General features: G+C 62.5%; 24 protein-coding genes and 1 pseudogene. 20 read left to right on the forward strand and 5 right to left on the reverse strand.

From position 1 onward, the window contains the following. The first annotated feature begins 230 nt into the window (after positions 1 to 230). The 10 genes from J3A75_RS32835 (at position 231) to leuD (ending at position 9,078) form a co-directional block, all read left to right on the forward strand. A complete protein-coding gene (locus J3A75_RS32835) occupies positions 231 to 1,046 on the forward strand; it encodes an ABC transporter substrate-binding protein (RefSeq protein WP_209651068.1) in 816 nt (271 codons plus the stop codon). Between the two features lie 81 nt (positions 1,047 to 1,127). Beyond that, entirely contained in the window at positions 1,128 to 1,967 is an 840-nt protein-coding gene (locus J3A75_RS32840) for an ABC transporter ATP-binding protein (RefSeq protein ID WP_245364991.1), read from the forward strand. After that, positions 1,964 to 2,767, forward strand: coding sequence for an ABC transporter permease (locus J3A75_RS32845; RefSeq protein ID WP_209651069.1), 804 nt, complete (start codon positions 1,964 to 1,966; stop codon positions 2,765 to 2,767). Before J3A75_RS32840 ends, J3A75_RS32845 begins: the two co-directional genes overlap by 4 nt. 70 nt (positions 2,768 to 2,837) lie before the next feature. Further along, positions 2,838 to 3,587 carry an ABC transporter permease gene (locus tag J3A75_RS32850; protein ID WP_209651070.1) on the forward strand — a complete coding sequence of 250 codons (750 nt, stop codon included), beginning with the start codon at positions 2,838 to 2,840 and terminating at the stop codon, positions 3,585 to 3,587. A 91-nt stretch (positions 3,588 to 3,678) separates the two neighbouring features. Then, positions 3,679 to 4,329 carry an isochorismatase family protein gene (locus J3A75_RS32855; protein WP_245364992.1) on the forward strand — a complete coding sequence of 217 codons (651 nt, stop codon included), beginning with the start codon at positions 3,679 to 3,681 and terminating at the stop codon, positions 4,327 to 4,329. Between the two features lie 82 nt (positions 4,330 to 4,411). Then, positions 4,412 to 5,644 (forward strand): FAD-dependent monooxygenase, encoded by a 1,233-nt coding sequence (locus J3A75_RS32860; RefSeq protein ID WP_209651071.1) that lies wholly within the window; start codon positions 4,412 to 4,414, stop codon positions 5,642 to 5,644. A 97-nt stretch (positions 5,645 to 5,741) separates the two neighbouring features. Further along, complete coding sequence (locus J3A75_RS32865) at positions 5,742 to 6,560, forward strand: MBL fold metallo-hydrolase (protein WP_209651072.1); 819 nt, start codon at positions 5,742 to 5,744, stop codon at positions 6,558 to 6,560. 10 nt (positions 6,561 to 6,570) lie between these two features. Then, positions 6,571 to 6,951, forward strand: coding sequence for an oxalurate catabolism protein HpxZ (gene hpxZ, locus J3A75_RS32870; protein WP_209651073.1), 381 nt, complete (start codon positions 6,571 to 6,573; stop codon positions 6,949 to 6,951). A gap of 82 nt (positions 6,952 to 7,033) precedes the next feature. Continuing rightward, complete coding sequence (gene leuC / locus J3A75_RS32875; RefSeq protein ID WP_209651074.1) at positions 7,034 to 8,449, forward strand: 3-isopropylmalate dehydratase large subunit; 1,416 nt, start codon at positions 7,034 to 7,036, stop codon at positions 8,447 to 8,449. Continuing rightward, positions 8,446 to 9,078: a 3-isopropylmalate dehydratase small subunit gene (gene leuD, locus J3A75_RS32880; protein ID WP_209651075.1), complete on the forward strand. Its 633-nt coding sequence runs from the start codon at positions 8,446 to 8,448 to the stop codon at positions 9,076 to 9,078. The genes leuC and leuD overlap by 4 nt, the downstream gene beginning before the upstream one ends. A gap of 192 nt (positions 9,079 to 9,270) precedes the next feature. Here the strand turns inward: leuD and J3A75_RS32885 are convergent, their stop codons facing one another. Beyond that, positions 9,271 to 10,164, reverse strand: coding sequence for a LysR family transcriptional regulator (locus tag J3A75_RS32885; RefSeq protein WP_209651076.1), 894 nt, complete (start codon positions 10,162 to 10,164; stop codon positions 9,271 to 9,273). 94 nt (positions 10,165 to 10,258) lie between these two features. Here J3A75_RS32885 and J3A75_RS32890 point away from each other — a divergent pair, with 94 nt between their 5' ends. The 4 genes from J3A75_RS32890 (at position 10,259) to J3A75_RS32905 (ending at position 13,895) form a co-directional block, all read left to right on the forward strand. Beyond that, positions 10,259 to 10,771, forward strand: a complete 513-nt coding sequence (locus tag J3A75_RS32890) for a lactoylglutathione lyase family protein (protein WP_209651077.1) — start codon at positions 10,259 to 10,261, stop codon at positions 10,769 to 10,771. Between the two features lie 274 nt (positions 10,772 to 11,045). After that, positions 11,046 to 12,182, forward strand: a complete 1,137-nt coding sequence (locus J3A75_RS32895) for an NADH:flavin oxidoreductase/NADH oxidase (RefSeq protein ID WP_209651078.1) — start codon at positions 11,046 to 11,048, stop codon at positions 12,180 to 12,182. Positions 12,183 to 12,213: 31 nt separating this feature from the next. Continuing rightward, positions 12,214 to 12,951, forward strand: a complete 738-nt coding sequence (locus J3A75_RS32900) for a siderophore-interacting protein (RefSeq protein WP_209651079.1) — start codon at positions 12,214 to 12,216, stop codon at positions 12,949 to 12,951. A gap of 8 nt (positions 12,952 to 12,959) precedes the next feature. Continuing rightward, positions 12,960 to 13,895: an RraA family protein gene (locus J3A75_RS32905; protein WP_209651080.1), complete on the forward strand. Its 936-nt coding sequence runs from the start codon at positions 12,960 to 12,962 to the stop codon at positions 13,893 to 13,895. An 820-nt stretch (positions 13,896 to 14,715) separates the two neighbouring features. Here the strand turns inward: J3A75_RS32905 and J3A75_RS32910 are convergent. From J3A75_RS32910 to J3A75_RS32920, 3 genes and pseudogenes are all read right to left on the reverse strand, one after another. Further along, complete coding sequence (locus J3A75_RS32910; RefSeq protein WP_209651081.1) at positions 14,716 to 15,126, reverse strand: ester cyclase; 411 nt, start codon at positions 15,124 to 15,126, stop codon at positions 14,716 to 14,718. 245 nt (positions 15,127 to 15,371) lie between these two features. Then, positions 15,372 to 16,151 (reverse strand): site-specific integrase, encoded by a 780-nt coding sequence (locus tag J3A75_RS36790; RefSeq protein ID WP_312892938.1) that lies wholly within the window; start codon positions 16,149 to 16,151, stop codon positions 15,372 to 15,374. Positions 16,152 to 16,483: 332 nt separating this feature from the next. Then, positions 16,484 to 16,763, reverse strand: a pseudogene (locus J3A75_RS32920) (transposase); the annotation flags it as partial. A 590-nt stretch (positions 16,764 to 17,353) separates the two neighbouring features. Between J3A75_RS32920 and J3A75_RS32925 the strand changes: the two are divergent. The 6 genes from J3A75_RS32925 to J3A75_RS32950 all read left to right on the forward strand — a co-directional run bounded on the left by J3A75_RS32925 (position 17,354) and on the right by J3A75_RS32950 (position 24,531). Continuing rightward, positions 17,354 to 18,235 carry an AraC family transcriptional regulator gene (locus J3A75_RS32925; RefSeq protein WP_209651083.1) on the forward strand — a complete coding sequence of 294 codons (882 nt, stop codon included), beginning with the start codon at positions 17,354 to 17,356 and terminating at the stop codon, positions 18,233 to 18,235. A gap of 158 nt (positions 18,236 to 18,393) precedes the next feature. Continuing rightward, on the forward strand, positions 18,394 to 20,691 hold the full coding sequence (locus tag J3A75_RS32930) for a TonB-dependent siderophore receptor (RefSeq protein WP_209651084.1): 2,298 nt from the start codon (positions 18,394 to 18,396) through the stop codon (positions 20,689 to 20,691). 4 nt (positions 20,692 to 20,695) lie between these two features. Beyond that, entirely contained in the window at positions 20,696 to 21,562 is an 867-nt protein-coding gene (locus tag J3A75_RS32935) for an alpha/beta hydrolase (RefSeq protein WP_209651085.1), read from the forward strand. After that, complete coding sequence (locus J3A75_RS32940; protein ID WP_209651086.1) at positions 21,559 to 22,671, forward strand: ABC transporter substrate-binding protein; 1,113 nt, start codon at positions 21,559 to 21,561, stop codon at positions 22,669 to 22,671. Before J3A75_RS32935 ends, J3A75_RS32940 begins: the two co-directional genes overlap by 4 nt. After that, complete coding sequence (locus J3A75_RS32945; RefSeq protein ID WP_209651087.1) at positions 22,668 to 23,747, forward strand: iron ABC transporter permease; 1,080 nt, start codon at positions 22,668 to 22,670, stop codon at positions 23,745 to 23,747. The genes J3A75_RS32940 and J3A75_RS32945 overlap by 4 nt, the downstream gene beginning before the upstream one ends. Then, a complete protein-coding gene (locus tag J3A75_RS32950) occupies positions 23,737 to 24,531 on the forward strand; it encodes an ABC transporter ATP-binding protein (RefSeq protein WP_209651088.1) in 795 nt (264 codons plus the stop codon). The genes J3A75_RS32945 and J3A75_RS32950 overlap by 11 nt, the downstream gene beginning before the upstream one ends. Positions 24,532 to 24,583: 52 nt before the next feature. Here the strand turns inward: J3A75_RS32950 and J3A75_RS32955 are convergent. Continuing rightward, positions 24,584 to 25,935 (reverse strand): IS3 family transposase gene (locus tag J3A75_RS32955; RefSeq protein WP_085987083.1). Its coding sequence is split into 2 segments (ribosomal slippage): positions 24,584 to 25,599 and positions 25,599 to 25,935, totalling 1,353 coding nucleotides; the frame shifts between segments, so codons are not numbered across the junction. Positions 25,936 to 25,942: the final 7 nt, after the last annotated feature.

Raw genomic sequence — 25,942 nt, forward strand, 5'->3', positions numbered from 1 at the left:
CGGGATGAGCCTGTTTCGCAGTATTATCCTAATCAACACACCACGCGACCCGCACGAACAGGCGACGTCGTTCGATACCGAACTGAGGAACCACTAAGATGCTGAGGTCATTGCTTAGACCCGTAGCCCTGGCACTCTCCTTGGGCTTCTGCGTGGCAGCATCTCATAGTGCCCAAGCTACAGAGAAGATACGTATTGCGGTTCCGACCAAGGGCTATTGGTCCACTACAGTGGCGACAGCTGCTCAGGAAAAGGGTCTTTTCAAAAAGAAAGGCATCGACTCGGAACTAATCATATTCCGCAGCGGTGCGGACTGTTTTCAGGCCGTTGTTGCCGATGCCGCGGACCTTTCGCTGAATTCGCCAACTAGTAACGCGCAAGCCTACAAGCGCGGCGTCAAGACGTTGGTTGTCGGCATCGGCAGCGATGCCCCCCTCGGCTGGCACCTCGTTGTCAAGGCGAAATCGCCCGTCGACGATCCGCGGAAGCTGGCAGGTAAGCGGGTTGGAATGAACAGCGCCGGCTCGCTGTCGGACCTACTCGGTCGTTGGGCCGCAGCCCGAACCGCGACGGCAATGCAGTTCGTTGCGCTCGGTGGAGGCGGGGTAGCTCCGAACCTCCTTTCAGGGAATATCGACGCAACGGTGCTTTACCCACCGGTGACCTACGACCTAATCGCCTCCGGTGAGATCCGATCGCTCCTCGATTTCAGTAAAGAGATGCCGAAGGCTGCGATCGATACCTGGACCACATCGGAGAAGATACTTTCCGCCCGAAGCACGGCAATCCGCTCAACTGTGGACGCGTTGTTCGAGGCGGTTGTCCTCCTGCAGGGGGACCGGGATTACGCGATCGAACTGATCATGCGCAACGGGGCGGTGTCGAAGCAGACAGCTGCACTCGAATACGAAAACACCATCCTCAAGCTCCCCCGTGAAAATAAATTAGATCCCGCTCTGGTCGATCAGTACATCGACTTCGCTCGCCCGACTGAGCCAGATTTGCCGCACGCCGACGTTTTGGTTGCCAAACCAGCGAAGCCGTGACGGCAGCTGGGCACCGCTGTCGCCCATCATTTCTCCGGAAGCCTCATGGGCGACCGACACCATGAGCAAGGAGTAACTGACATGACGAAGGCCGCCGCAATGAGCGCACGGACGATGGGGGCCGTAGCCGACGCGGCGCCGGCCGCCCTGGCTAAGGAACGCCGTGGTGAAATCGTTGTATCGGGTGTTTCGCATCGATACGGCGGTATGCTTGCCCTCGATTCGATCGACCTCAAAATCGAGAGCGGCAAATTCGTTGTGCTTGTCGGACCATCAGGGTGCGGCAAGTCCTCTCTGCTCATGATGTTGGGAGGGCTCGGGCGCCCGACCCAGGGCAACATATCCTGTGCCGGGCGGCCGTTGGTGACGCCCGACCCGCAGCGCGTTGGGATTGTGTTTCAAGAAGCCAGTCTCTTTCCTTGGCTGACCGCACAGCAGAACGTTGAGTTCCCTTTGAAATTGCGCGGCGTGCGGAAGGAGGAGCGGTCGGACCGGGCGAGGGCCGAGCTCGACCGGGTCGGGCTCGGCGGCTTTCGCGACAAATATCCGCATGAATTGTCTGGAGGTATGAAGCAGCGCGCCTCGATCGCTCGAGGACTCGTTCAAGATCCGCCAATCCTGCTCATGGATGAGCCTTTCGCTGCGCTCGACGAGCAGACTCGCTTGACGATGAGCGACGAGCTCCTGCGCATTTGGGATCGTACTCGGAAGACACTCGTCTTCGTTACCCATAGCCTCACAGAGGCCGTCTATCTTGCCGACGAGGTTGTCGTCATGAGCGGCCGCCCTGGAAAAGTCATCGACCGCATCGACGTCGATCTGCCGCGCCCGCGGACCCTATCGATGATCTCGACCCCCGCGTTCGCCGCCTACAGGGACCGCATCTGGGGCCAGATCCGTAATCCGGAGGAGCGCTCATGAGGCCGTCCCCTTCCATCATGCGCTTGGGCATCGTCGCGACGATATTGCTCCTATGGCAAGTGGTTCCGGTTGTTTTCGGGATCCCGGAAATTCTCCTCCCCAGCCTGACGCGGACTCTCTCCGCTGGCTTCGAATCGCGCGGGCTGTTCCTCGAGCATTTCCTCATCACAGCTTGGGAATCGGCGCTCGCGGTCGTGATCTCGTGTAGCCTCGGCCTGGTGCTTGGTGCCCTCGTTGGCGCGTCTCGCACGGTTTCGAGGACGATCGTCCCCCTTGCCTCGATGCTTTACGCGATCCCACTGGTGGTACTCTACCCACTGTTCACAGTCTGGCTTGGAATCGGTTCGGCGTCCAAGCTCGCTTTCGGCTCCTTCTACGGCTTCGTGCCAACTTTCCTAGCGAGCGCAGCCGGCGTCTCAACTATACCCAGCAATCTTCGATTGGTGGGTCGCAGCCTAGGGGCAACCTCGCTGCAGGAACTGGTCGGGATTGTCCTGCCTGCCGCCATCCCTTCGATCGTGTCCGGAGTCCGTCTCGGGGGCGCCCTCGCGATCGTGGGCGTCATCGCTGCCGAAATGCTGACGTCTTCTGAAGGGCTCGGTTACCTGATCTCGCAGTTCCGGACGATGCTCGATGCGCCAGCGGTATTCTTCTCCGTTCTGTGCGTGATCGCGCTGGTGGTCTTGTTCGAGATCTTGATGCGCACCCTTGACGCGGGTTGCCGCCGGCGTTGGGCGCCCTGGAAATCGCTCGAGCTTGCTGTGAGTGGCGAGCAGCCTGCCGCAGCCGCAGCAGGCTGATTGGTCAGCGAAGTCCGCTAAGCGGCGGACAACGCCGCCGTCCAGAGACACAATTGAGGCTTGAACGAAAATGCGTGTCGGCGACGTGATCGCGCAGTTGGCCATCGTGGGCGCGCTAGTTGTGCTCTGGTGGGGCTTGACGGCGGGAGGCTTTGTAAGCCCGTTCGTCCTTCCACCTCCGGGACGGGTAGCGGCGGCATTCGCTGAGCTGGTTCAGCGGCCGGACACTTGGTCTAATCTTGGCTGGACAGTATCTGCGGTGCTGGCTTCAGCCGCTATAGCAGTGCCCTTGGGTGCAGTAATTGGCTTCGCCACTGCAGCTAGCGATTACTGGAAGGACGTCCTGCGCCCGATTCTCTACTTCCCGCTCAGCATACCAAAATCTGTCTTCCTCCCGCTATTCATATTGACGCTCGGTATTGGGCCGGTGCAGTCTATCGCGTTCGGGACGTTTTCGATCGTCTTCCTGATGGTCGTCACTTCAATAGCCGCCGTCGAGTCCGTTCCTGAAGAGTATTTGCGCGTCGCCCGCTCTTACGACGCGAGTCTCGTCCAGACAGTCCGCCACGTCTATCTTCCAAGCATGGTGCCGGTGCTCCTGGAGGGGCTCCGGCTCTCGATGATCTTCGGCTTCACGGGCATTCTCGTCGCGGAGATGTATGCATCGAGGGGCGGATTCGGCCGATCGCTATCCTCGTGGGGTGAAAACTTTCAGGTCGACCAGCTCCTCGCCGGCGTCATCCTCGTTTCTCTCGTGGCGATAGGCTTCAACGAGGCGGTGCGCGCGGCTGAGCGCCGTGCCGAGCGGTGGCGCACCTGAGCGAGACACCACTTTCCGGGCCCTAACAAATGGGCACCCGGGCAAACGGCGTCCCCGGGACGCCATCCCCTGGAACGAAGGAGCACAATCCATGCAGGACATGGTCCCCCCGGATCTAGCCGACCGCGGCTTTGGGCAAAGCGTCGGTTTCGGCCGCAGCCCAGCACTGCTCGTCATCGACGTGATCGAAGCCTTCACGAACCCAAACTCGCCCCTCGGGGCGTCTGCCGATGCCGAAGTCGCCGAGACCAACCGCTTGATTGACGCGGCCCGCTCGGCGTCGATCCCAGTGATGTTCTTCACTATCCGTTACGACGATGAGAATTTCAGTGACGCCGGCGTGTGGATACGGAAGGTTTCGGCGCTCCGGACGCTGCTGTCGTCGACTGGAGGCAGCGAAGTCGACGGTCGGTTACGCCGCGAAGGGACAGACGATCTAATTGTCAAAAAGTACGCCAGTTGCTTTTTCGGAACCGACCTACTGTCACGGCTAGTTTCTCGCGGCGTTGACACCCTGATCCTTACCGGATGTACGACGAGCGGCTGCGTCCGAGCGACTGCCGTTGATGCCTGCCAGCTCGGCCTACACGTCATCGTCGCCCGGGAAGCCGTCTTCGACCGCCTGCCTGCCTCACACCACCAGAGCCTGGTCGACATCCAGCTGAAGTACGGCGACGTGATGTCTGTCGATGAAGTCGTGGCGGCCGTTGCACCAGCCGAGCGGGCCGCGCGCCTGGCCTAAGCTGCTGCAACGGAAGCACGATGCGGTCGCCCCAAGACTCATCTTGGCTGCCGCCCACTCTCGATTAATGGGACGAGCACATATGAAAAGCGCGATCGTCGTCGGAGGCTCCATGGGGGGCCTCCTCGCCGGCAACATCCTCCTTAGAGCCGGGTGGGACGTCCGCGTATACGAGCGGACAGGAGGCGACCTCCAGGGCCGTGGCGCCGGTATCGCGACCCAGCGAGCGCTTATGGCCGCGCTCGGGCGCGCCGGCGTGACGGTGCCGCCTGGGATCGGCATCTCGTTCGAACGGCGCGTGATGTACGACCAGGCCGGGGAGATTGTCGGCACACACGCCTACGGGCAGCACACCACGTCTTGGGGCGTTATTTACGGGCTGTTGCGCGCGGCCTTCCCGGACGAACGCTTCCACGGAGGTCGGAACGTCGTTTCTGTCGGGCAGACGGCGGACGCCGCAACCGTCACGTTTGATGATGGGAGCTCTGAAACTGCCGATCTCTTGATTGGTACCGATGGTATCCGTTCAACAGTTCGGGCTTGCCTGTTCCCGAATGTGCAGCCGGCCTACGCGGGATATGTTGCTTGGCGGGGGATGCTCGACGAGGCCGACGTTCCAGTCGACTTCAAGGAGACCGCCTTCTCGTCCTTCAACTTCGGGTTCTGCCCTGGAGAGGAAGCCGTCGGCTACCCGGTCGCTGGCGCCGACGGGTCGACAGAGACGGGGCGGCGGCGGTTCAACGTCATGTGGTATAGGCCCGCTGAGGCCGACACTGAGCTGCGCAACTTGTTGACCAGCAGCGATGGAACCCACTATGCGAATGGAATTCCGCCCCACCTCGTCCGCCCGGAACTTGTCGAGCAGGTGAAGGCGGACGCCGCGCGGCTTCTTCCCCCGGTCTTCGCCGAGACCATGCGGCGCATGGATGGCCTCTTCCTACAGCCGATCTACGATCTGAAGAGTCAGTGCATCGCCCAAGGTCGCATCGTTCTCGCGGGTGACGCAGCCTTTGTCGCTAGGCCGCACTGTGGAGCCGGGGTGAGTAAAGCAGCGGCCGACGCTGCCGGACTGGCCGACGCCCTGGCAGGAACCGACAATGTGGCGGAGGCGACCGCTCGCTACAACGCTGAACGCGGCGCTGCAGGCCAAGACGCCGTCGAGTGGGCGGCTCACCTCGGCTCCTACTTCCAGATGGATGCCGACGGGCGGCGACGGTCCAACTATACGCCGGACGCTCCGCCGGTCAGTCCTGACTTCATCATGCGCAACACCGGCATCGAGCTGTCGGAGGCAGCCGCGGCTCGCGCAGGGTAGGTGGAGCCGCCTTATGGCGTGCGCGAGCCGCGCGCCCTTCGCACCAGCACCCCGCGGCCGGATGTCACCAGCCGAACTCCCCCAATTGGGAAAGACCATGAGCACGGAATTCATCTGCGTCACATGCGGCACTCAATTCGCACCGTCTGAAAAGGCGCCCGACGACTGCCCGATCTGTCTCGATGAGCGGCAGTACGTCCCAGCCGCGGGCCAGGGGTGGACGACATTCGCTCGCCTGAATCGGACACACTCCAACACCTTTCGACACGACGGCGCCGTTCTCGGCATTGGCGTAGCCCCGCACTTCGCGATCGGCCAACGCGCGCTCCTCTTGCGCACTCCCGCCGGGAACGTCCTCTGGGATTGCGTCAGCTTGCTGTCCGATGCAGCGGTTGAGATCATCGAGGCGCTTGGCGGGATCGACCACATCGCGATTTCGCACCCGCACTATTACACGACTATGGTGGAATGGAGCCGGCGGTTCGGAGATGCCCCGATCCATCTGAACGCAGCTGACCGCGAGTGGGTCATGCGGCCGGACCCGGCCGTCCGTTTCTGGTCAGGTGACGCCCTCGAGATCCTTGACGGGGTCACGCTCGTGCGCACCGGCGGCCATTTCGAAGGCGGAACAGTGCTCCACTGGGCTGGGGCACACGAGGGCAAGGGGGCACTCTTTACCGGAGATTTGATCCAGGTGACGGCGGATGCCCGCCACTTTGCTTTCATGCGGAGCTACCCGAACTTCCTTCCCCTAGGCGCGAAGGCCGTCGAGCGCGTAGCAAATCGGGTCACCCCCTTTCGGTTCGACGCCGTTTACGGAGCCTTCTGGGACAAGGTCGTCCCGTCCGATGCGGCGGACGTGCTGAAACGCTCCGTCGCCCGCCACTTGGAATGGCTCGACCGCGACGTCGCCTGAGGGCCTCACCATGCGCCACAACGATCCAACCGTAATCGCGGAGGTCCTCGCGGCAGTGTCGGCCTACGACGCGGCCCTTGTGGCGAACGACCTTCCTGCGATCGACGCGATGTTCCTCGATGATCCTGGGACTGTCCGCTACGGCGAAGCTGAGAACCTCTACGGGGCGCGGGCCATAGCCGCGTTCCGCGCTGCCCGTCCCTCTGGCCCGAAGCCGCGGGCTATCTTGCGGACCGAGGTATCGACATTTGACGCGGATTTTGCCGTCGCCAACGTCGAGTTCCAACTCCCCAACGACGCGCGCATCGGCCGTCAGAGCCAGACCTGGGTGCGGGTGTCAGGAGTATGGAAAATCGTTGCAGCGCACGTGTCTTATATGCGCGCCGCGTAATCGTGCGGTCCGAGGATTGAGCAGAGCGGCGTTCCGCGCCGGTCTGCCGAATGACCAAGGTCTGGAAGGAGCTTCACACGCCATGGCCGACCGACCACGTACCTTGTTCGAGAAGGTCTGGGATGCGCACGTCGTCGAGGTCCTACCGGACGGCATGACCCTGCTGTACATCGACCGCCATCTCGTCAACGAGGTAACAAGCCCGCAGGCGTTCGCGGGCCTGCGCGCTGCAGGTCGCCGCGTACGCCGGCCCGCAGCCACCATCTCGGTTGCCGACCACAACGTGCCGACGGATGCAAGCCGCCTCGACCGTATCGCGGATCCGGACAGCGCCTTGCAGGTCTCCACGCTCGACGAAAATGCCAGAGGGTTCGGGCTAGTCCACCTCCCGCTGAATGATCGGCGACAGGGCATAGTCCACGTCATAGGGCCGGAACTCGGCTTCTCTCTCCCCGGTATGACGATCGTGTGCGGCGACAGCCATACCTCCACCCATGGCGCGCTCGGTGCCCTCGCCTTTGGTATCGGCACTTCCGAGGTCGAGCACGTCCTGGCGACTCAAACTCTCCTCCAGAAGCCTGCCAGGAACATGCGCGTGACCGTGTCCGGCAGCCTCGGTCCGGGCTGCACAGCCAAGGACATCGCGCTCGCCATCATCCGAAAGGTTGGGACGGCGGGTGGAACCGGCCACGTGATCGAGTACGCGGGCCAAGCCATCGAGGCCCTGGACATGGCCGGCCGGATGACGGTGTGCAACATGTCGATTGAGGCGGGCGCCAGGGCCGGCTTAGTCGCCCCGGACGATAAGACGTTCGACTATGTCCGAGGTCGTCCGATGGCGCCCTCCGGCGACGTCTTGGAACAGGCGATCCAATGGTGGCGAACCCTCCGGACTGACCCGGATGCCCGGTTCGACAAGGAGGTCGTGCTGGATGGCGGCTCAATCGAACCTATGGTTACATGGGGGACGTCTCCCGAGGATGCCGAGCCCGTCACGGGCATAATCCCGGATCCGGAAGACGTCACCGACGTGGCGCGGCGAGAGCAGATGCGCCGTATGGTTCGATATATGGGCCTGACACCAGGTCAGCGCCTCACAGACCTCCGGATCGACGCGGTCTTCATCGGCTCCTGCACGAACGGACGTATCGAGGACATCCGTGCCGCTGCCATCGTTGCGCGTGGCCGTAAGGTCGCGAAAGGGATTCGCGCCCTGGTCGTCCCTGGGTCGAGCTCGGTCAAGGCGCAGGCTGAACGCGAGGGTCTCGACGTCCTCCTAAAGGAGGCCGGCTTCGAGTGGCGCGAGGCCGGTTGCTCCATGTGCCTCGGCATGAATCCAGACCGCCTGGAACCAGGCGAGCGTTGCGCGTCCACTTCTAACAGAAACTTCGAAGGTCGCCAGGGTAAGGGCGGCCGGACACACTTGATGTCACCTGCAATGGCAGCTGCAGCGGCCGTCTTTGGCCACATCGCCGACGTGCGAGACTTGGCCCTATGACGCCTTTCACAGCCTTCGCGGGCATTGCCGCGCCATTCCCGATGGCTAACGTCGATACCGACACGATTGTGCCGGCTCGCTTCATGAAGACCGTGGAACGTTCCGGACTTGGCAGGGCGGCGTTCGCCGACCTTCGATTTGAGTCAGATGGGTCGGAGCGGCCAGACTTCGTGCTGAACCAACCACAGTTCCGCGACGCCGAGATCGTGATCGCTTACGAGAACTTCGGATGTGGGTCTTCGCGCGAGCATGCCCCTTGGGCCCTCCGGGATTATGGGATCCGCTGCATCATCGCTCCCAGCTTTGCAGATATCTTTCACAATAACAGCTTCAAGAACGGCCTCCTGCTAATTTCACTAGAACGTGAGATCTGCGATCGTCTGATGAACGACGCCCGAATGGGCGGGAACGCACGCTTCGGAATCGATCTGGCTGGACAGCTCATAGTCCCACCCAATGGTGAGGGCATCAAGTTCGAAATTGATCCAACACGCAAGCACAAGCTTTTGAATGGCATCGACGATATAGGCGAAACCCTCATTCGAGAGCAGCAGATCAGCGCCTTCGAAGACCGTCACGGAGTGGAGCGCGCGTGGCTTTTTGGACCTGTAGTGGATGAGAGTCGCTAAAATGAGCTGTTCTAGGTTCTGACAACCATCACTTGTTGATATTTGGTCGACAGCGATCTTGGGTGGCCATCATCAGCAAATATATTTTCGATTTTGCATGCTGGCATTTGCATTCGTTATGCTTGCAATTCTGCATCTGTAGTAAACTCGACTGCAATGGACTCGGAAAATGCCGTATGTGAATGAATGCTTTTAGGATCTGCCCATTGCGACACTAACGCTCACGCACTTCCGAAGTTGATCCATTATCCAAACAGTTCGCGCGCGCAGCGGCCATTCGGACCGATGGATAAGCCACAGCGTGTCCACTACTGGTGTATCCAAGTCGACGACGCGGATTGCTTCCTGGTAACGGAAGGCTTGGCGCGCGTAGCGGGGCAGCACCGTCGACCCTAGTCCGCGGGCAACTGGCTCCAAAATCAATCCAACTTGATTGCTGAAGCCGTGCACGGGCAATTTTTGTCCGCTGCAAAGGCCGGGGAAATTCTGACTTAGAAGACGCGTCGCCATAGCGAGCCCATCTGGATGGTCGATGAAGCCAATCCGCTCTAGATCAGTCCAGCGCTGCACCTCCTCGCTTGCTGGCACAATAAGTTCGAGCGCCTCCTCGGCGAAGGGGCTTGCCACGATCCGTGGATCGTCCGGCTTCAGGGTGATTAGCCCGACCTCGAACCGGTTCTGAAGCACGGCGTCGAGCACCTCGTTGTCGGGAGCGAAACGGTGCCGGATGGTTATTCCCGGGCGTGCCTGCTGCAGGTCAAGGAGCTTGGGATAGAGGAATAGCCCGATGCTCCCAGGCGTGATCAGGCTGACTTCGCCTGTAGCGGCATCCGCGTCGGAAAGGCGAGAACGCATGCGCTGATCTGCCAGTTCGACCTCGCGACAGTAGTCCAGCAGCGCCGATCCAGAGGGAGTGAGCTCCAGTGCGCGTGGGCGACGGATTAGAAGAGGGCCAAGCTCATCTTCAAGATGCCGGACATGCTGGCTCACCGCGGCCTGGGTTAGGCCCATTCGCTCAGCCGCTTTCGTAAAGCTGCCGGCGTCAATCAGCACCGCGAAGGTGCGTACCCACTGTGCGTTCAACATAAGCAAATGTGATCGATTCCATAACGTTCGCTGCCTTTAACTTATAGCGAGGCATGGCTACGATGCTATCCCCTCTCCCATGAAGGTCGAAGGCATGGCCGCCTATCCCCGCAGCTTCTCCCACATCGGCCTCTCGGTTTCTGACCTTGATGCGGCGGTGCGGTTCTACACGGAGGTCATGGGCTGGTACCTAATCATGCCACCCACCACGGTCAGCGAGGACACAAGCGCCATCGGCCTAATGTGCACGGACGTATTCGGGGCAGGCTGGGGCTCTTTCCGTATCGCCCACCTCTCGACGGGGGACCGAGTCGGCGTTGAGATCTTCGAGTTCCGCGGAGCGGAGCGGCGGGAGGACAATTTCGAGTACCGGAAGTCCGGCGTGTTCCACTTCTGCGTCCAGGACCCCGACGTCGAAGGGCTCGTCGCCAAAATCGTCGCGGCTGGCGGCAAGCAGCGCATGCCTGTGCGAGAATATTACCCCGGCGAGAAGCCCTATCGGATGGTCTACGTGGAAGACCCGTTCGGCAACATCTTCGAGATCTACAGCCACAGCTACGAGCTGACCTACTCCGCCGGTGCCTACGGCAGCCCTGCGGCCGCTTGAGGCCAGATTTCGTTGAAAAACTCGGGATCTGATCGAAGCAGTGCCGTAGAGGACGGCGGCCGGAGAAGGACGTGCCATTGAATTGCTCAGAACCCACTACCGGGATGGAATTACACCGTTATCGAGAGAAAAATCTTTTCCCGGGCACCGCCTTCGATGCCGCTCAAAGCGCGGTCTCCGACTTTTTCAACGAAATCGGCCACCAAGCAGCCAGTCGCTCTGAGCGGGCCATCTGCCGGCTCGCGCCCTCATTTTCCGATCGCAAGAGAGGCAGATGTCCGCCCTGTTCACGCCCTACACCCTAAAGGACGTCGCGCTGCGCAACCGTATCGCAGTCCCGCCGATGTGCCAGTACAGTGCCAACGACGGCTTCATCAACGACTGGCACCTCGCCCACTACAGCGGCATTGCCCGGGGAGGCGCCGGGCTCGTCATCGTCGAGGCCACGGCCATCTCACCGGAGGGGCGGATCACCCCTGGCTGCACGGGGCTTTGGCAGGACGAGCAGGTCGAGGGCTTGGCGCGCGTCGCCGCTGCCATCAAGGCTGCCGGATCAGTGCCGGGGATCCAGATTGCCCACGCCGGCCGCAAGGCCAGCGCGAACCGGCCGTGGGAAGGCGACAATCACATTTCCGATGGAGACCCGCGCGGATGGAACACCCTGTCGCCCTCGGCCCTCGCGTTTGGCGCCAACCTGCCGAAGGTGCCAGGTACGATGACCCTGCAGGACATCGGCCGGATCAAGGCCGACTTCGTCGCCGCCGCGGTTCGCGCCTGTGACGCCGGCTACGAGTGGCTGGAGTTGCACTTCGCCCACGGCTATCTCGCGCAGAGCTTCTTCTCGGTCCGCGCCAACGAGCGCACCGATGTGTATGGTGGCGACGCCGCAGGCCGCGGCCGCTTCCTGCGCGAAACCCTGGCCGCCGTTCGCGCCGCCTGGCCTGAGCGCCTGCCGCTCACCGTCCGCTTTGGTGTGGTCGAGTTTGACGGCCGGGACGAGGAGACCCTAGGCGAAGCCATCGCGCTCACGCGGCAGTTCCGGGCCGAGGGCCTCGACATGATGAGCGTCAGCATAGGCTTCTCGACTCCCGACGCCCGCATCCCGTGGGGGCCGGCTTTCCTGGCGCCGATCGCTCAGCGGGTCCGTCGCGAGGCGGCCCTGCCGGTCTCCTCGGCTTGGGGCATCGACGCGCCCACGGTCGCGAACCGTACTGTCGAGCAGGAGCAGGTCGACCTCGTGATGGTCGGTCGCGCTCACCTCGCTAACCCGCACTATCCCTATGCCGCCGCGATCGAGCTCGGCGAAGAGCGGCCGGCATGGGTGCTGCCGCCACCCTACGCCCACTGGCTCGAACGCTACGCCGGCCGGCAGGAGGCCGCGACGCACCGGCGGGCTTCGGCTCTCGGGTGATCCCGACCTCGGACCCTTACGGAGGAGATCCATGCCGCACGAGATCGTCCGCGTTCGCCATGAGCTGCACCGTCGCAGTCTGACGGTGCAGCGAGTCGAGCGGGTCACGCCTGGGATGCTGCGCATTCACCTCGGAGGCCCTGAACTAGCCGGCTTCAAAAGCCTGTCGCCCGACGACCACGTGAAGCTGTTCGTGCCGGGCAGCGGCGGCGAGCGACGGGACTACACCCCACGCCGCTTCGATTCCGAGGCTGGCGAGCTCTCGCTCGACTTCGCCCTCCATGAGGCCGGCCCCGCAACCCGTTGGGCGCTGGGGACGAAGCCGGGAGACATCATCGAGATCGGCGGTCCACGCGGCTCAATGATCGTGCCCTTCGACTTCGACTGGTGGCTTCTCGTCGGCGATGAGACCGCCCTGCCGGCCATCGGCCGCCGGCTTGAGGAACTGCCGCAGGGCGTGCCGGTCACCACTGTCGTGGCGATCGCCGGCCAGGCGGAGGAGCAGCGCTTCGACACCGCCGCTGCGCATCGCGCGATCTGGGTGCATCGCCCGCTTGGAGAGGCCGACGATCCGGCGCGCGTTCTGGACGCCCTCGCCAAGATCATACTGCCACCGGGCGACGGCTTTGTCTGGGCCGCCGCTGAGGCCGGCGTCGCTCGCGCCATTCGCGTGCAAGTCGAAGCCCTCGGCCACCCCAGCGCATGGCTGAAGGCGAGCGGCTACTGGAAAAAGGGCGTCGCCGACGTCCACGAGAAGATCGAAGGCTGAGCAAGGCCATGTTCCTCCAGAAGCGCACGCGCGCTCTCGTCCTAGCACTTCTAACCCTGACGCTGACCGGCCCTGCCGACGCGCAGACCATTCCGCGCGACGAACTGCTGTTCCTGACGTCCGAGTGGAAGGGCGAGCGCTTCCCAGACGGGCGCCCCCGCGTCTCCGACGACCTGATCCGGCGCGCTGCCAGGATCGGCATTGAGGAGGCCTGGACGGTCCTGCAGAACGAAGGCTACCGCAACCAATTCGAGGGCAACTGGAAGCAGGTGGACGACGCCATTCCGGTCACAGGCCGCGCCGTGACGGCAGCCTTCCTGCCCTCGCGTCCGGACGTGGAGCGGCAGGTGAAGGCGCGCGGCGCCGCCCAAGGCAGGACGGGCGATACCAACGCCTGGCCGATCGCAGATCTCCAGCGCGGCGACGTGCTGGTCGTCGACGGCTTCGGTAAGATCAAGGACGGCACAATCATTGGCGACAACCTCGGCAACGCCATCTTCACCCATACCGGCACCGGCGTCGTGATCGATGGCGCCGTACGCGACCTCGGCGGCCTGAGGGCGATTAAGGGCTTCAACGCCCTAGTGCGCGATTTTCATCCATCGTTCCTGATGGATATGACGTTGATGGGCCACAATACGCCCATCCGGATCGGCGGTGCCGTCGTGCTGCCGGGCGACCTCGTGATCTCAGAGAAGACCGGCGTCCTGTTCATCCCCGCCCATCTCGCCGAAAAGGTGGTCGAGACCGCTGAATTCATCGGCCTCAAGGACCGCTTCGGTCAGGAGTCGCTGAAGTCAGGCCGCTTCGGCCCCGGCGACATCGATGCCCAGTGGTCGGAGCCGGTGCGGCAGGCGTTCATGGCTTGGCTCGACGGTCAGCCGGAACGCGGGACGCTGACCCGGGCGAAGTTGAACGGCCTTCTTCAGAAGAGAACTTGGTAGGCCAGCACGCTGGACGACAACCTAGCTACCATAGAGATGAACAATAGCCGCCTCGGCGCATTGAGGCGATAGATCACACGTTCGCGCTGCGTTTCAGGCGAAATCATACTTCAAATTGGAGAAAATCATGCACGAAATTGAATGGCCCGCGAACTACGTTCCAGGATTCACAGATAATTTTGCTTCTAATGAAGTGATTGCGTCCGGGCTAAGCGCAGCCCTTGTGTGGCCGTTTCTAAGCGAGGCTTCGTTATGGCCGACTTACTATGCAAACTCAGCGAACGTTCGATTCCATGACGGCAAGGGGCCTGCATTGGCACTTGGGGTGTGCTTCTATTTCGAAACGTTTGGCTTCCCTGTTGAGGCCCAGGTCGTGGAGTACCAGTCCCCAGCGGGCAACCAGCCGGGACGGCTCGCTTGGCATGGCTGGGCGGGCGAGGGCGGAACACGGTTGGATGTCCACCATGCCTGGCTCGTCGAAAATCTGCCCGGGGGGCGAGTTCGAGTCCTTACACAGGAAACTCAGAAAGGGCAGCCAGCGCGCGATCTCGCGAGGACAAAGCCGAACCCAATGATCAACGGACATCAGGATTGGCTCGACGGACTGATAGCCGCGGCTAAGCAGAGGTCGGAGCGCTGACTCGCCGTCCCTATTAATACACAGGCAGCCGCTGGGACAGGGCCGACGCTTTCACCTCAGCTGAGTACTCACAGTGCATTTGGGCAGCGGCCTCAATCCATAATAAAACGACGCGGCGCTGCTGGTTTCGACGATCAAACGATACTCGAACAGTATTTGGGGCTTGGCAAAAATCTCGTTTCAGCGAGCCAATTTGCCAAGCTCTGCCTGCAGGGTGTTGATACCCCAGTGTTCGACATAGCGACCACCGATCACGCGAACAATATCAATGACATCGATTGATATAGGACGTCCAGTCGCCTCAATGCCAAAGAACGAACCGCTGTGTATTCCGCTAATTGTTTTCCGCGTAGTAACTTTGTCTCCCTCGGCGACCTGATCATGGATCACGACCTCAAGAGCTGACATCGCCGGACGGAGGATTTCCTCGAAGGTAGCCCAAAGGCCTTCTGGTCCGTCCGGTGCACCTGGTGCGGCGGAACGGTTGACGAAGCTCGGGTCTACGAGCATGTCGAAAGCTGCCCGATTGCCTCGGACAATCACCTCATCGTTAAAGCGGCGGACCACTGCCTTGTTGTCGTCCAGCGGCATGGTGCTCTCCTATTTACGGGCAGACTGAACCTCAACCAAGCGTATAAACCAGAGTCTATCGCCGAATGCTATAGTATAGCGCTGATCTATGCGTGTTCAATCCGCGCCAGACGTAGCGTTCTAGGGCTTTCAACAGCAAAACTGGGCGCTGTCTATAGCCGTGATGGGCGAAGCCAAGTCGACGGCAACCCGTTCCGGCATACAGGATTCGCCCGTCTTTGAGCAACCCAGGCTATTGCAGCTGATCAAGCTCTACTCTGAAGCGCCGCCAACTTTCTTGCTGCGCCCCTTCTGGCTAGCAGCCGCTCACCATATCGTGCAACCATGACAACTGACTTCCAACTTCCCGCTTGCATAACTTCGCTGAGCTCAAGACCAGCCGAAAGCATATCTTGAGCTGCGCCGACCCGAGTCGAGTGCGCAGATGGAGGTCGGCTAAGTCGCAAGTCGGCCAGTTCGGCTAGCTTGCGGAATATCCGTCGCACCTCCTGAGCCTCGAGAGGCGTACGGCTTGGGCGGCCGCCTTTGTCGACTGCGCGAAACAACGGTCCGCCGGCGAGCATCCCAAAGTTTAAATAAGCTTCGACGCGCGCCATCGTATCCGGAGCCAAGTATTTGATGGTGCCTGCCGCTTCTTGGTCGCCTTTAGAGCGTCGTACCAGGATCGTGCCGCCACCATCGTCGGCACGTTGCAGATCCTCAATGAGAAGGCCAACGAGTTCGGAGCGTCGTAGCAGTGTGTCGTAGGCCACAGAGATCAGAGCCGCGTCGCGAAGCCCGAGGAGATCGGAGCTGTCTGGCGCTTCAGCTACGACCATGCGCTCTATCGCGCTCCGATTGAGAGGCTCCGCCTGCTTTTGCCGAACGCCTCTCATTCGGTTCATTCGCCTCAGAGCAAGGCGCACGACCTCCGCTTCGCAGGGGTTCGGCAGCTCGGCGGCACGATGAAGAGCAGCGATCGACGAACGATAGCGCCGCACCGTAGCCGGCGCTTTGAGCTGGCTCATCGCGTCGATGAAAGCCACAACTGTCTCAGATGAAGCTGGGATATTTTGACGGTGGTTGGCTCGACACCAGTCCGCGAACACCCTTGTGTCAGCATGGAGCGCGCGAACGGTATTATCGGCGAACGCGCCTCGCGCCGCGCGCGCGTACCCGTCAAGTCGCTCGGCGAGCATGTCGAGCGGGACCGGCGGCGGCGCTTGACCGCTTGCGACGGACGCGGATGTCAACCTCGTTCTGATGCCCATGCCGCCTTCTAGCCCTTACGGGCGCTGTTATCAACGATAAGTGTAATTATCGGTGGTAACGGCGCGGCGTTTCGCGGGCAGCGCTATATCTGCTAGATGGCGAACGCGCGCCGTTCCAGCTCCGACACGCGGCTGGTGCCGACGACGTCCTCATCGGCGCGCACGGCTTTTTGGCCGCCCTCCAGCATGTGAGGCTTCCACGAGAACAGCGGGCTTGGCGCGGTGCCGTAGCGGCGGGCAACGGATGATACGGACGAGCCGGGCTGCTGGCTCCTCGACAAGGCGGATCTTCTCGGTGGTGGACCAGCGCCGGCGACGCTGAACGCCGGTCAGGATGTCGCCGCGCATTGGCGGCGCGGTCGGATCGGATGAGAGAGCTTTACCCATGGGCCAACGCCGATGCCTTTGTGAGATATGCCGCCTGTCCAGTCAAAACGCGGTGCGGTTCAAGAGGGGCTGACACCGTATAAGCGTATGCTTCAAGCCCGGACGAAGTAGTCCGTGCGCCTCAGCTTGATCGGTTGAGCCACATCTCAGGGGCATGCATTTAGACAGACCTAGATGATCAGGATGGATTCTCAATAGCGGTGACGATATAAGAGCAATTTTTCATAAGTACCTATATATACAGAACTGCTGGATGCCATGAAGAAAGCAAGGAAGGCGCTGTTATGCGGGTATATTGCACGTATTGAAAATATTATAGACAACAATCACCCAAGCAACTGCCGATAATGCCGCAATTTTCAATAATGAATAAGCTTGAATACGCAGAAATTTTGCAGGTCTAAGTCGACCCTTGAGCGACGAATATTGCGGTGCGATATGTGGCGCGGCGCTATCAATGGGGCTGGCTCATCCCAGTCAAGAGGCGTAAGATTTCAAGGACGATGCGCAGAAAATCGTTGTGTTTAATCGTTATAATTGAAAATGTCCCCGCCCTTCGCAGGGCTTACCGGCGCCTTAGATCTATACTAATGTCCGACGTGAACCATAATATTCTGCTACCGAAGCGGTTTGCAAAACTTCTTGATGGCGGAATAATCGTATCTACTGGTGAAAATGAATTCGATGCAGAGAAGCGTGTTCTGACACCCTTCAAACAGGGGCTGACTGCTGCGGTTACCCTCGAGGGACGCATGTCCTGCCAGATCGATGACCGCTCCCCCATCCAAATCGAAGCGCCTTCCGTGAGCTTGATCCTGAACGCCTCGGAGCATCGGCGCGAGCAGACATTCGTCCGACAACAAACGTTTAGATACGCCTTGGTTCATCTGTCGAGAGAAGTCGTGGAAACCCACGTGGGGGTTCCGTTCGCGACGCTGCTCGCGAGGGCAGCAACGCCGGGAGCGATTTACGGTCCTGCCTTCATCACAACGGACGCTGACCACGTTGTCCGCTCCTTGGCCTCACAGATCATGGTCTGCCCGATCTACGGTGCTGCACGAAGCTTGTTTTTACTTGGAAAGGCTTTGGAACTCGTCGCCTATGCGCTCGAACGGTGCATGCCGGCCCTCGGCCCTGCAGAGGTCAATGGCGGCCTGTCCGCCGACGTCATCGATCGCGTGACGACCGCTCGCGATATCCTAGTGCGGCGATACGCCGAGCCATTGAGCGTGCCGCAACTGGCTGCGCTAGTCGGATTGAACGCCAAGGCACTGGCCGCCGCTTTCCGGTGCCTGTTCGGGACGGGCATTCCCGAATTTCTGCAGGAGTATCGGCTTCAGGTCGCCTACGACACTCTCGCAAGCGGGAAAGCCGGCGTCGCCGAGACTGCCTACCGCGTCGGCTATACGCCGGCCTATCTATCGACACTGTTCCGCAATCGGTTCGGACTGTCTCCACGCAATCTCCGATGATGGTAGATCGTAATTGTTCCAAATAGGATCGAAAGACATAGGCGTAATCTCGAAAGTCGCAGAAATTGCTCCGCTTAGATCTCCGTCGGTATGACTGGGGCGCCTGGGAGTTCGAAAACCTTCGCTCATCCCAGGATGGCTGTTCGGGATCAAACGACGTGTCGAAGTTCCCCACGTCCTGCCGCGAGGCTCGGTCGCCGCTGTTCCTCGTCGGCGGCGCGCTTGTATCCCTGCAGGTGAGCGCCACGCACGCTGCGCCGGCGTCCCATCCGTTGGTACAATCAGCCGAGATACAACTCGATGCGCTGTCCGTAGAAGGCAGCGGCCTATCCACGACGGGAGCTTCCGTAGGCTACGCGCCCACCGTCACGTCGACGGGTACCAAGACAGCCACGCCGATCGGTCAGACCCCTCAGTTCATCACGGTGGTGCCCCGGGCGCAGATCGAGACGCAGGCATCCGTCACCGTCAACCAAGCCCTTCGCTACGAGCCCGGCCTTGCCGCCGAGACGCGGGGCGGCAACCGGTCTGACAGTGTCTTTGTACGCGGCTTCGGTGGATTCGGCGGCAATGCCAACTACGTGCAGTTCCTCGATAATCTTCGCCTGCCCAAGGGCGTCTCCTACGCGATCCCGTCCGTCGAGCCCTACCTGCTCGAGCGCATCGATGTCATCCACGGACCGGCCTCCGTTCTCTATGGCCAATCGAACCCCGGCGGCCTGATCAACCTCGTGAGCAAGCGGCCGCTCAGCATGCCCTACAACGAGGTCTTCACCCGCCTCGGCAGCTACGGCCATGTCGAGGGCGGCTTCGATCTGAGTGGGCCGGTCGATCCGGAAGGACATCTGCTTTACCGGCTGATCGGTCTCGGCCGCGACACCGATAACGCCGTCAAGGACAGTGCCGACCAGCGTGCGATGATTGCACCGATGCTGACGTGGCGCCCCGACGCCTCCACAACCCTATCCATACAGGGACTGCATCAGCGCGATCCCAACAGTTTCCAGTCTAACTGGATGCCGGCTCTCGGCACGCTTCTGCGCAATCCGAACGGGCAGATTCCCTACACCTTCCAGAGCGGCAACCCGCTCTACAACAGCTTCAACCGCGAGCAGTCCGCCTTCAGCTACCAGTTCGAGCACGTATTTGACGACACGTTCGCCGTCCGTCAGAACTTTCGATACTTTCACCTCGATACCGACTTCAAGGCGTTCTCGGTCCCGGCGAGCGGCAGCGCGTTCGCAGCGGGGTCCCTATGCGGTGGTCGAACAAACTTGTGTCTTGCGCGTACGCCGCAGCACTACATCGAGAGCCTCGATTCCATCGCACTCGACAACGAAGCCGAAGCACATTTCTGGACGGGACCGCTCAAGCATACCGTGCTGACCGGTCTCGGCTACCTGTGGACCGGGCCGACGGCGAGGTACGGCACAGGCACGACGAGTTACGTCAACTACCTGACGTCCGCCTACGGGGCATTCACCGTTCCAGGGCTGACGACGGAGCAGCGTCAAGACAACAGCCAGCTCGGCCTGTACGCCGAGGATCAGATCCAATTCGAGAACTGGCACCTGCAGGCGGGCGTCCGCCATGACTGGGCTCGGAACTGGGCGGAAACCACGACGCTGGCCACTGCCAAATCGACGATCGCTCGGACCGACAGCCAAGCGACCACAGGTCGTGTCGGTCTGCTCTACCAGTTCGAGAACGGCATCGCTCCGTTCGCCGACTACGCAACCTCCTTCGAACCGCAAGCGGGTACGGGCTATGGCGGGACGGCGTTCAAGCCGACCACAGGCGAGCAGTACGAGGCCGGCGTCAAGTACCAACCTCCGGGCGTTGACGCCCTCGTCCAGGTCGCAGCCTTCGACCTGACCCAGTTCAACGTCCTGACCACGGACAACGTCCACACCAGCACCAACACGACCCTGACCGGGTGCAGCAGCACGGTCTGTCAGGTCCAAACCGGCGCGGTCAATTCGAAGGGTGTCGAGTTCAGCGCCAAGGCCTCCCCCCTGCCCGGGCTCGCCCTGATCGCCTCTTATGGCTATGCCGACGTCAAGGTCACCCGCAGCACCGTGGTGACGAGCGGGATCGCGGTGCAGGGCAAGCGACCGATCGGCGTACCCGACCAGACCATCGCGGGCTGGGGCGACTACACGATCCAAACCGGAGCCCTGCGCGGGTTCGGCTTCGGCGGCGGCCTGCGCTACATCGGCTCTTCCTTCGGGGATGCAGTCAACTCCGCCGCCTACAGGGTGCCTGGCTACCTGCTGGCCGATGCACAGTTCCATTACGACTTCGGTGCAGCGAACCCCGCATTGCGGGGGCTGACCGCCGCCGTGAACGCCACGAACCTCTTCGACAAGCACTACGTCTCGGCCTGTGCATCGGCGAACCAGTGCTTTTACGGATCGAGCCGCACGGTGCTGGCTACCATCTCCTACCGCTGGTGATCGCGTGCTGACACGACCCGCAGCCCATTTTCCAGCCCCGGTGCGCGTCCCGAACACCGAAAGCTGGAATATCTGCTCACGTGCCGGGCTCGCCTACCGCATCTTTTTGGCCTGGCCCGAGGGGGAGCCACCATCGGAAGGGTGGGACGTCGTCTATCTCCTCGACGGCAACGCTTGGTTCGGCACCCTCGTCGACAGCCTGCGCATGCAGAACAGGCGGCCGGACGTCACCGGCGTCGGTCCGGCCATCACTGTTGGCATCGGCTATCCGACCGATACCGTCGTCGACGTTGAGCGGCGCCGGTACGACCTGACCCCCTCTCGTGGTGCGCGCGCTTCGAGCGAAGACGATGCCTCCATCGGCGGCGGCGACGCGTTCCTTGCGTTCATCGTGGAAGAACTCGGGCCGATGATCGATGCTCGATTCGGTCTTCACCTACCGCGTCGAGTCGTGTTTGGCCACTCGTTCGGAGGCCTGTTCGTGCTCCATGCGCTTATGACCCGACCGGACGCCTTTGCGGCTTACGCCGCTGCCAGCCCCTCGTTGTGGTTCGACGGTGGTTCGATGCTTCGTACGGCCGAGACTGCACGGATCCCGTCGTCAGCGTCCGTGGTGATCATGGCGGGGGCGTTGGAACAGCCGGACAGCCGCGCGTTGGACGGAGCGGGGGGGCAGGCACCATGCCGGATGCCCGACCGCGCCATGATCGACAATGCTCGGACCATGGCCGAACGCCTGGGCGCGCGTGGCGATGCCGGGCCGATCGTGCGATTCCACGTCTTCCCAGGCGAGAACCACGTTTCAGTCGTACCGGCTGCGATCAGCCGTGCGCTGCCCTTCCTCCTCAATAGGTCGAACACCTCGCGATGAATGCATTGGCGCACCAGCTCGTTCGGGCCGGCCTGCTTCTGGCTGCGCTCACCGGCGCTGCATCGGCGGAACCAGTGAATGCGATCGACAGCCTCGGGCGCAGCGTCGCCTTGGCGGCCCCTGCCCGTCGCATTCTCCTGGCTGCCGGCCGCGACCTGCCCGCCCTGGCTTTGATCGACAAGGATGTGGCCACCCGGATCGTCGGCATTGGGCAGGATCTTAGACGACAGAGCCCCGATGTCTGGAGAGCCTACGAGCGGGCATATCCGCGACTGGCGGAACTGCCGGTGATGGAGACGGGCCCCGGCGGTTTCCCGGCCGAGCGTGCGATCGCGCTTGGCCCCGACCTCGTCATCCTCGGCCGCACCCAAGCCGGATCTCCCGACGCCGATGGTTCCACGCCCCTACTGCGCGCCCTCGGTGCGGCGGGAATCGCCGCCGCCGTGATCGACTTCCATGAGCACCCTTTGCGCGACACGGCGCCGGCCATGCGTGCACTGGGCCGGCTTCTCGGCCGGGAGCGCGAAGCCGACGAGTTCAACGCCTTCGTCGCGGCGCATCTCGCAGCAGTGGCCGTCCGGCTGCGAGGGGCACGGGATGCACCTGTGCTCTTCCTACACACACATGCCGGCGCGATGGCGTGCTGCTTCTCTCCGGGCCAGGGGACCTTCAACGACGACATTCTCGCTGCAGGGGGGCGGAACGCGGCAGCGCCCCTCTTGCCAGGGGCGACAGGCCAGATCAGCCCGGAAGCGTTGCTGAGCCTCGATCCGACGATCTACGTCGCCACCGGCGGAGCGCACCTCGCCGATAAAGGGGGGCTCGTACTCGGCGATGGGGTCGATCGGGCCGCGGCACATACCGCCCTCGAAGCAATTCTACGCGCCCCGGGCCTCGCGCCCCTTTCCGCCGTAAAGGCTGGCCGAGCTTATGGGCTCTGGCACGGGTTCAGTACGTCGCCACTGAATGTCCTCGCCGTCGAGGTCATGGCGAAATGGCTACACCCTGAGCTCATGGAGGACGTCGACCCGGCTAGAACGCTCGCCGAGATCAACGCCCGTTTTCTCGCGGTGCCGATGGATGGTGCATACTGGGTGGCACTGCGATGACCAGGCTCCTCAATGGGGCGAGCGGTTCGCCCCACGAAGGCCGAGACCTTGCTTCGGAGTATGGGCGGACGCTGCGGCAGCGGGCAGCATGGTTGGCCCTCGCCATTCTCGGCGTCGGGCTCGCGTTCCTGCTCGATGTCGCGACCGGTCCATCCTTGCTATCGCCAGACAAGGTGCTGCGCGCGCTCTTCGATCCAGCAGGCGTAACGCCCGCGGAGGCGGCGATCGTTCGGGAGATCCGATTGCCCCCGGCGGTGACGGCGCTCCTCGTCGGGGCCGCGCTGTCGCTTGCCGGTACGGAGATGCAGACGGTGCTCGACAATCCGTTGGCGAGCCCGTTCACTTTGGGTCTCGCCTCCGCCGCGACCTTCGGTGCAGCCCTATGCATTGTACTGGGCACGACCGTGCCATTCCTGCCAACGGCCTGGATCGTGCCCGCCTACGCCTTTGCATTTGCGTTCGGTACGGCCCTGCTTCTGCAGGCCTTGTCGCGGCTGCGGGGTGGACGCGACGGCGTACTGCTGTTCGGCATCGCGCTGTTCTTCACCTTCAATGCGCTGGTCGCTCTGCTGCAATTCGCGGCCACTGAGCAGGCGCTGCAGCAGTTGGTGTTCTGGACAATGGGAAATCTCGCTCGCACCACCTGGTCGCAGATCGTCATCCTGACGGCGATCCTGGCGGTAGCAACCGGTCTATCGCTGCGATCAGCGTCGGACCTGACCGCTCTCCGCTTCGGCGCGGAGCGCGCGCGTACCTTCGGCATCGACGTGGGGCGGCTGCGTCTGGCGGCCATGCTACGGATCAGCCTCCTGACGGCTGCGGGGGTAGCGTTCGTCGGGACGATCGGCTTCGTGGGCTTAGTTGGTCCTCATCTCGCTCGGCTCCTGACCGGAGAAGACCACCGTTTCCTGCTGCCGATGAGTCTGTGCACCGGCGCGCTGCTCCTGTCCTTTGCCTCGACCGCCAGCAAACTCACCATCCCCGGCGTTGTGCTGCCGGTGGGGATCGTCACGGCCTTGATTGGTGTGCCATTCTTCCTGATCCTGATCGCCCGTCAGGGACGTCATGACTGCTGATGGCATGTCGGGACTTGCCGTATCGAGCCTCCGCGTAGGCTATGGCCGGCGTGAGGTGCTGCACAGTCTAACGATCCCGGTGATCAAGCGGGGCCAACTTACAGTCGTGGCTGGGCCGAACGGCGCGGGCAAGTCAACGTTCCTGCGCGCATTGGCCGGGCTCGTGCCGGCTACTGGATCAATCCAGCTCGACGGGCATGAGTTGGTTGGCGCACCGGCCGGGCGACGGGCAGCCAACGTAGCCTTCATGCCTCAGGCGCTGCCTCAGGACTTGGCTTTCACCGTGATCGAGGCCGTCATCCACGCTGCCCGCGCCGGCCGCCGGCCGCTGTCCGGAGACGCGGCACCCGATCGTGCAGCGGCGGTGCTCGATCGCCTCGGTCTTACATCCCTCGGCGGAACCCAGATAGGTCAACTCTCAGGCGGCCAGCGCCAGTTGACGAGCCTGGCACAGGCCTTGGTCCGGCAGCCGCAGCTGCTCCTACTCGACGAACCGCTGAGTGCGCTTGACTTGCGCCACCAGCACGAAGTCCTGACGGTTCTGCGCAGCCTCGCAATGGATGGCCTGATCGTAGTGACCGTGCTGCACGATCTTGGCCTCGCGGCGATCTGGGCAGATCGCATGATCATCATCCACAACGGAGCTGTCTCGGTCGATGGGCCTCCCGACCAAGCGGTGACTTCTGCGATGCTGGCGGAAGTGTATGGCGTCGACGCTACAGTGTGCCGCCGTCATGCAGCCTCGGTCAATATCGTCGTGACTGTCCGTCGTCAGATGATTTGAGACAGGCTGCGGGCCTCAGGAACGGAGGCACTGGTCCACCTGGGTTGAGAAGTTAGGCAGCCTGCGCGTGGTGGCGCAAGCGGCGGTCGGTGAGAGTCTGGCGCTTGATCCGCTCCCGCTCGCGCAGGATGGCCTCGCCCCGGCCGAAGTAGACGTCGGCCGGCGTGAGATTGTTCAGGCTCTCATGAGCTCGGACGTGGTTGTAGTGCTCCACGAACGCCCCGACCCGCGCCTCCAACTCGCCGGGCAGATAGGCGTGTTCGAGCAGGATGCGGTTCTTCAGCGTCTGGTGCCAGCGCTCGATCTTGCCCTGAGTTTGGGGATGGCGGGGAGCACCGCGGATGTGGGTCATGCCGCGGCTGCCGAGCCAGTCGGCCAGGTCACCCGCGACGTAGCTCGATCCGTTGTCGGTCAGCAGCCGCGGCCGGTGCACCACCTGCACCTGATCGAGCCCGGCGGCGCTGAGCGCCAGGTCGAGCGTGGCAGTGACGTCGCTGGCCTGCATCGTGGCGCACAGCTTCCAGGCCACGATGAAGCGGGAGAAGTCGTCGAGCACCGTCGACAGATAGTACCAGCCCCAGCCGACCACCTTCAGGTAGGTGAAGTCGGTCTGCCAGAGCTGGTTGGAGGCCGTGGTCTTGTCACGGAACTCGTCGGCTGCCTTGACAACGATGTAGGCTGGGCTGGTGATCAGGTCGTGCGCCTTGAGCAGGCGGTAGACCGTGGCTTCCGAGACGAAGGAGCGCTGCTCGTCGGTGAAGCGCACGGCCAGCTCGCGTGGGCTGAGCTCCGGCTGCTCGAGCGCGAGGGCGACGATCTGCTCGCGGATCGCCGTGGGCAGGCGGTTCCAGACCCGGCTGGGCCGAGAGGGTCGGTCGGCCAGGGCCTCGGGTCCCCCTTGCTGGTAGGCGTCGTACCAGCGGTAGAATGTGGCGCGCGGGATGCCGAGTTTCTCCAGGGTGGCGCGCACCGGCAGAGAGGACTGCTCGACCAGCCGGATGATCTCCAGCTTCTCAGAAGCCGAGTACCTCATGCCTCGTCTTCCCCAGCTCCGCTCATACTTTTTTTGAGCAGGCGGTTTTCCAGGGTGAGATCGGCCACGACCTCCTTGAGGGCACGAGCCTCACGGCGCAGGTCCTTGACCTCGTCCGAGGTGGCGGCGCGGGCCGTGTCGCCGGCCAGCCGCTTCTTGCCCGCTTCCAGGAACTCCTTGGACCAGCCGTAGTACATCGAGGTGGCAATGCCTTCGCGTCGGCACAGCTCTGCGATGCTGTCCTCGCCGCGCAGGCCCTCCAGCACGATGCGGATCTTCTCCTCGGCCGAGAACTGGCGGCGGGTGGCGCGGCGGATGTCCTTGATCACCGCCTCTGCCGGCTTCCGTGCCGGCCCGGATGTCTGCTTCATCTTCGCT

This window comes from Methylobacterium sp. PvP105, from assembly GCF_017876975.1.
Classification (GTDB): Bacteria; Pseudomonadota; Alphaproteobacteria; order Rhizobiales; family Beijerinckiaceae; genus Methylobacterium; species Methylobacterium radiotolerans.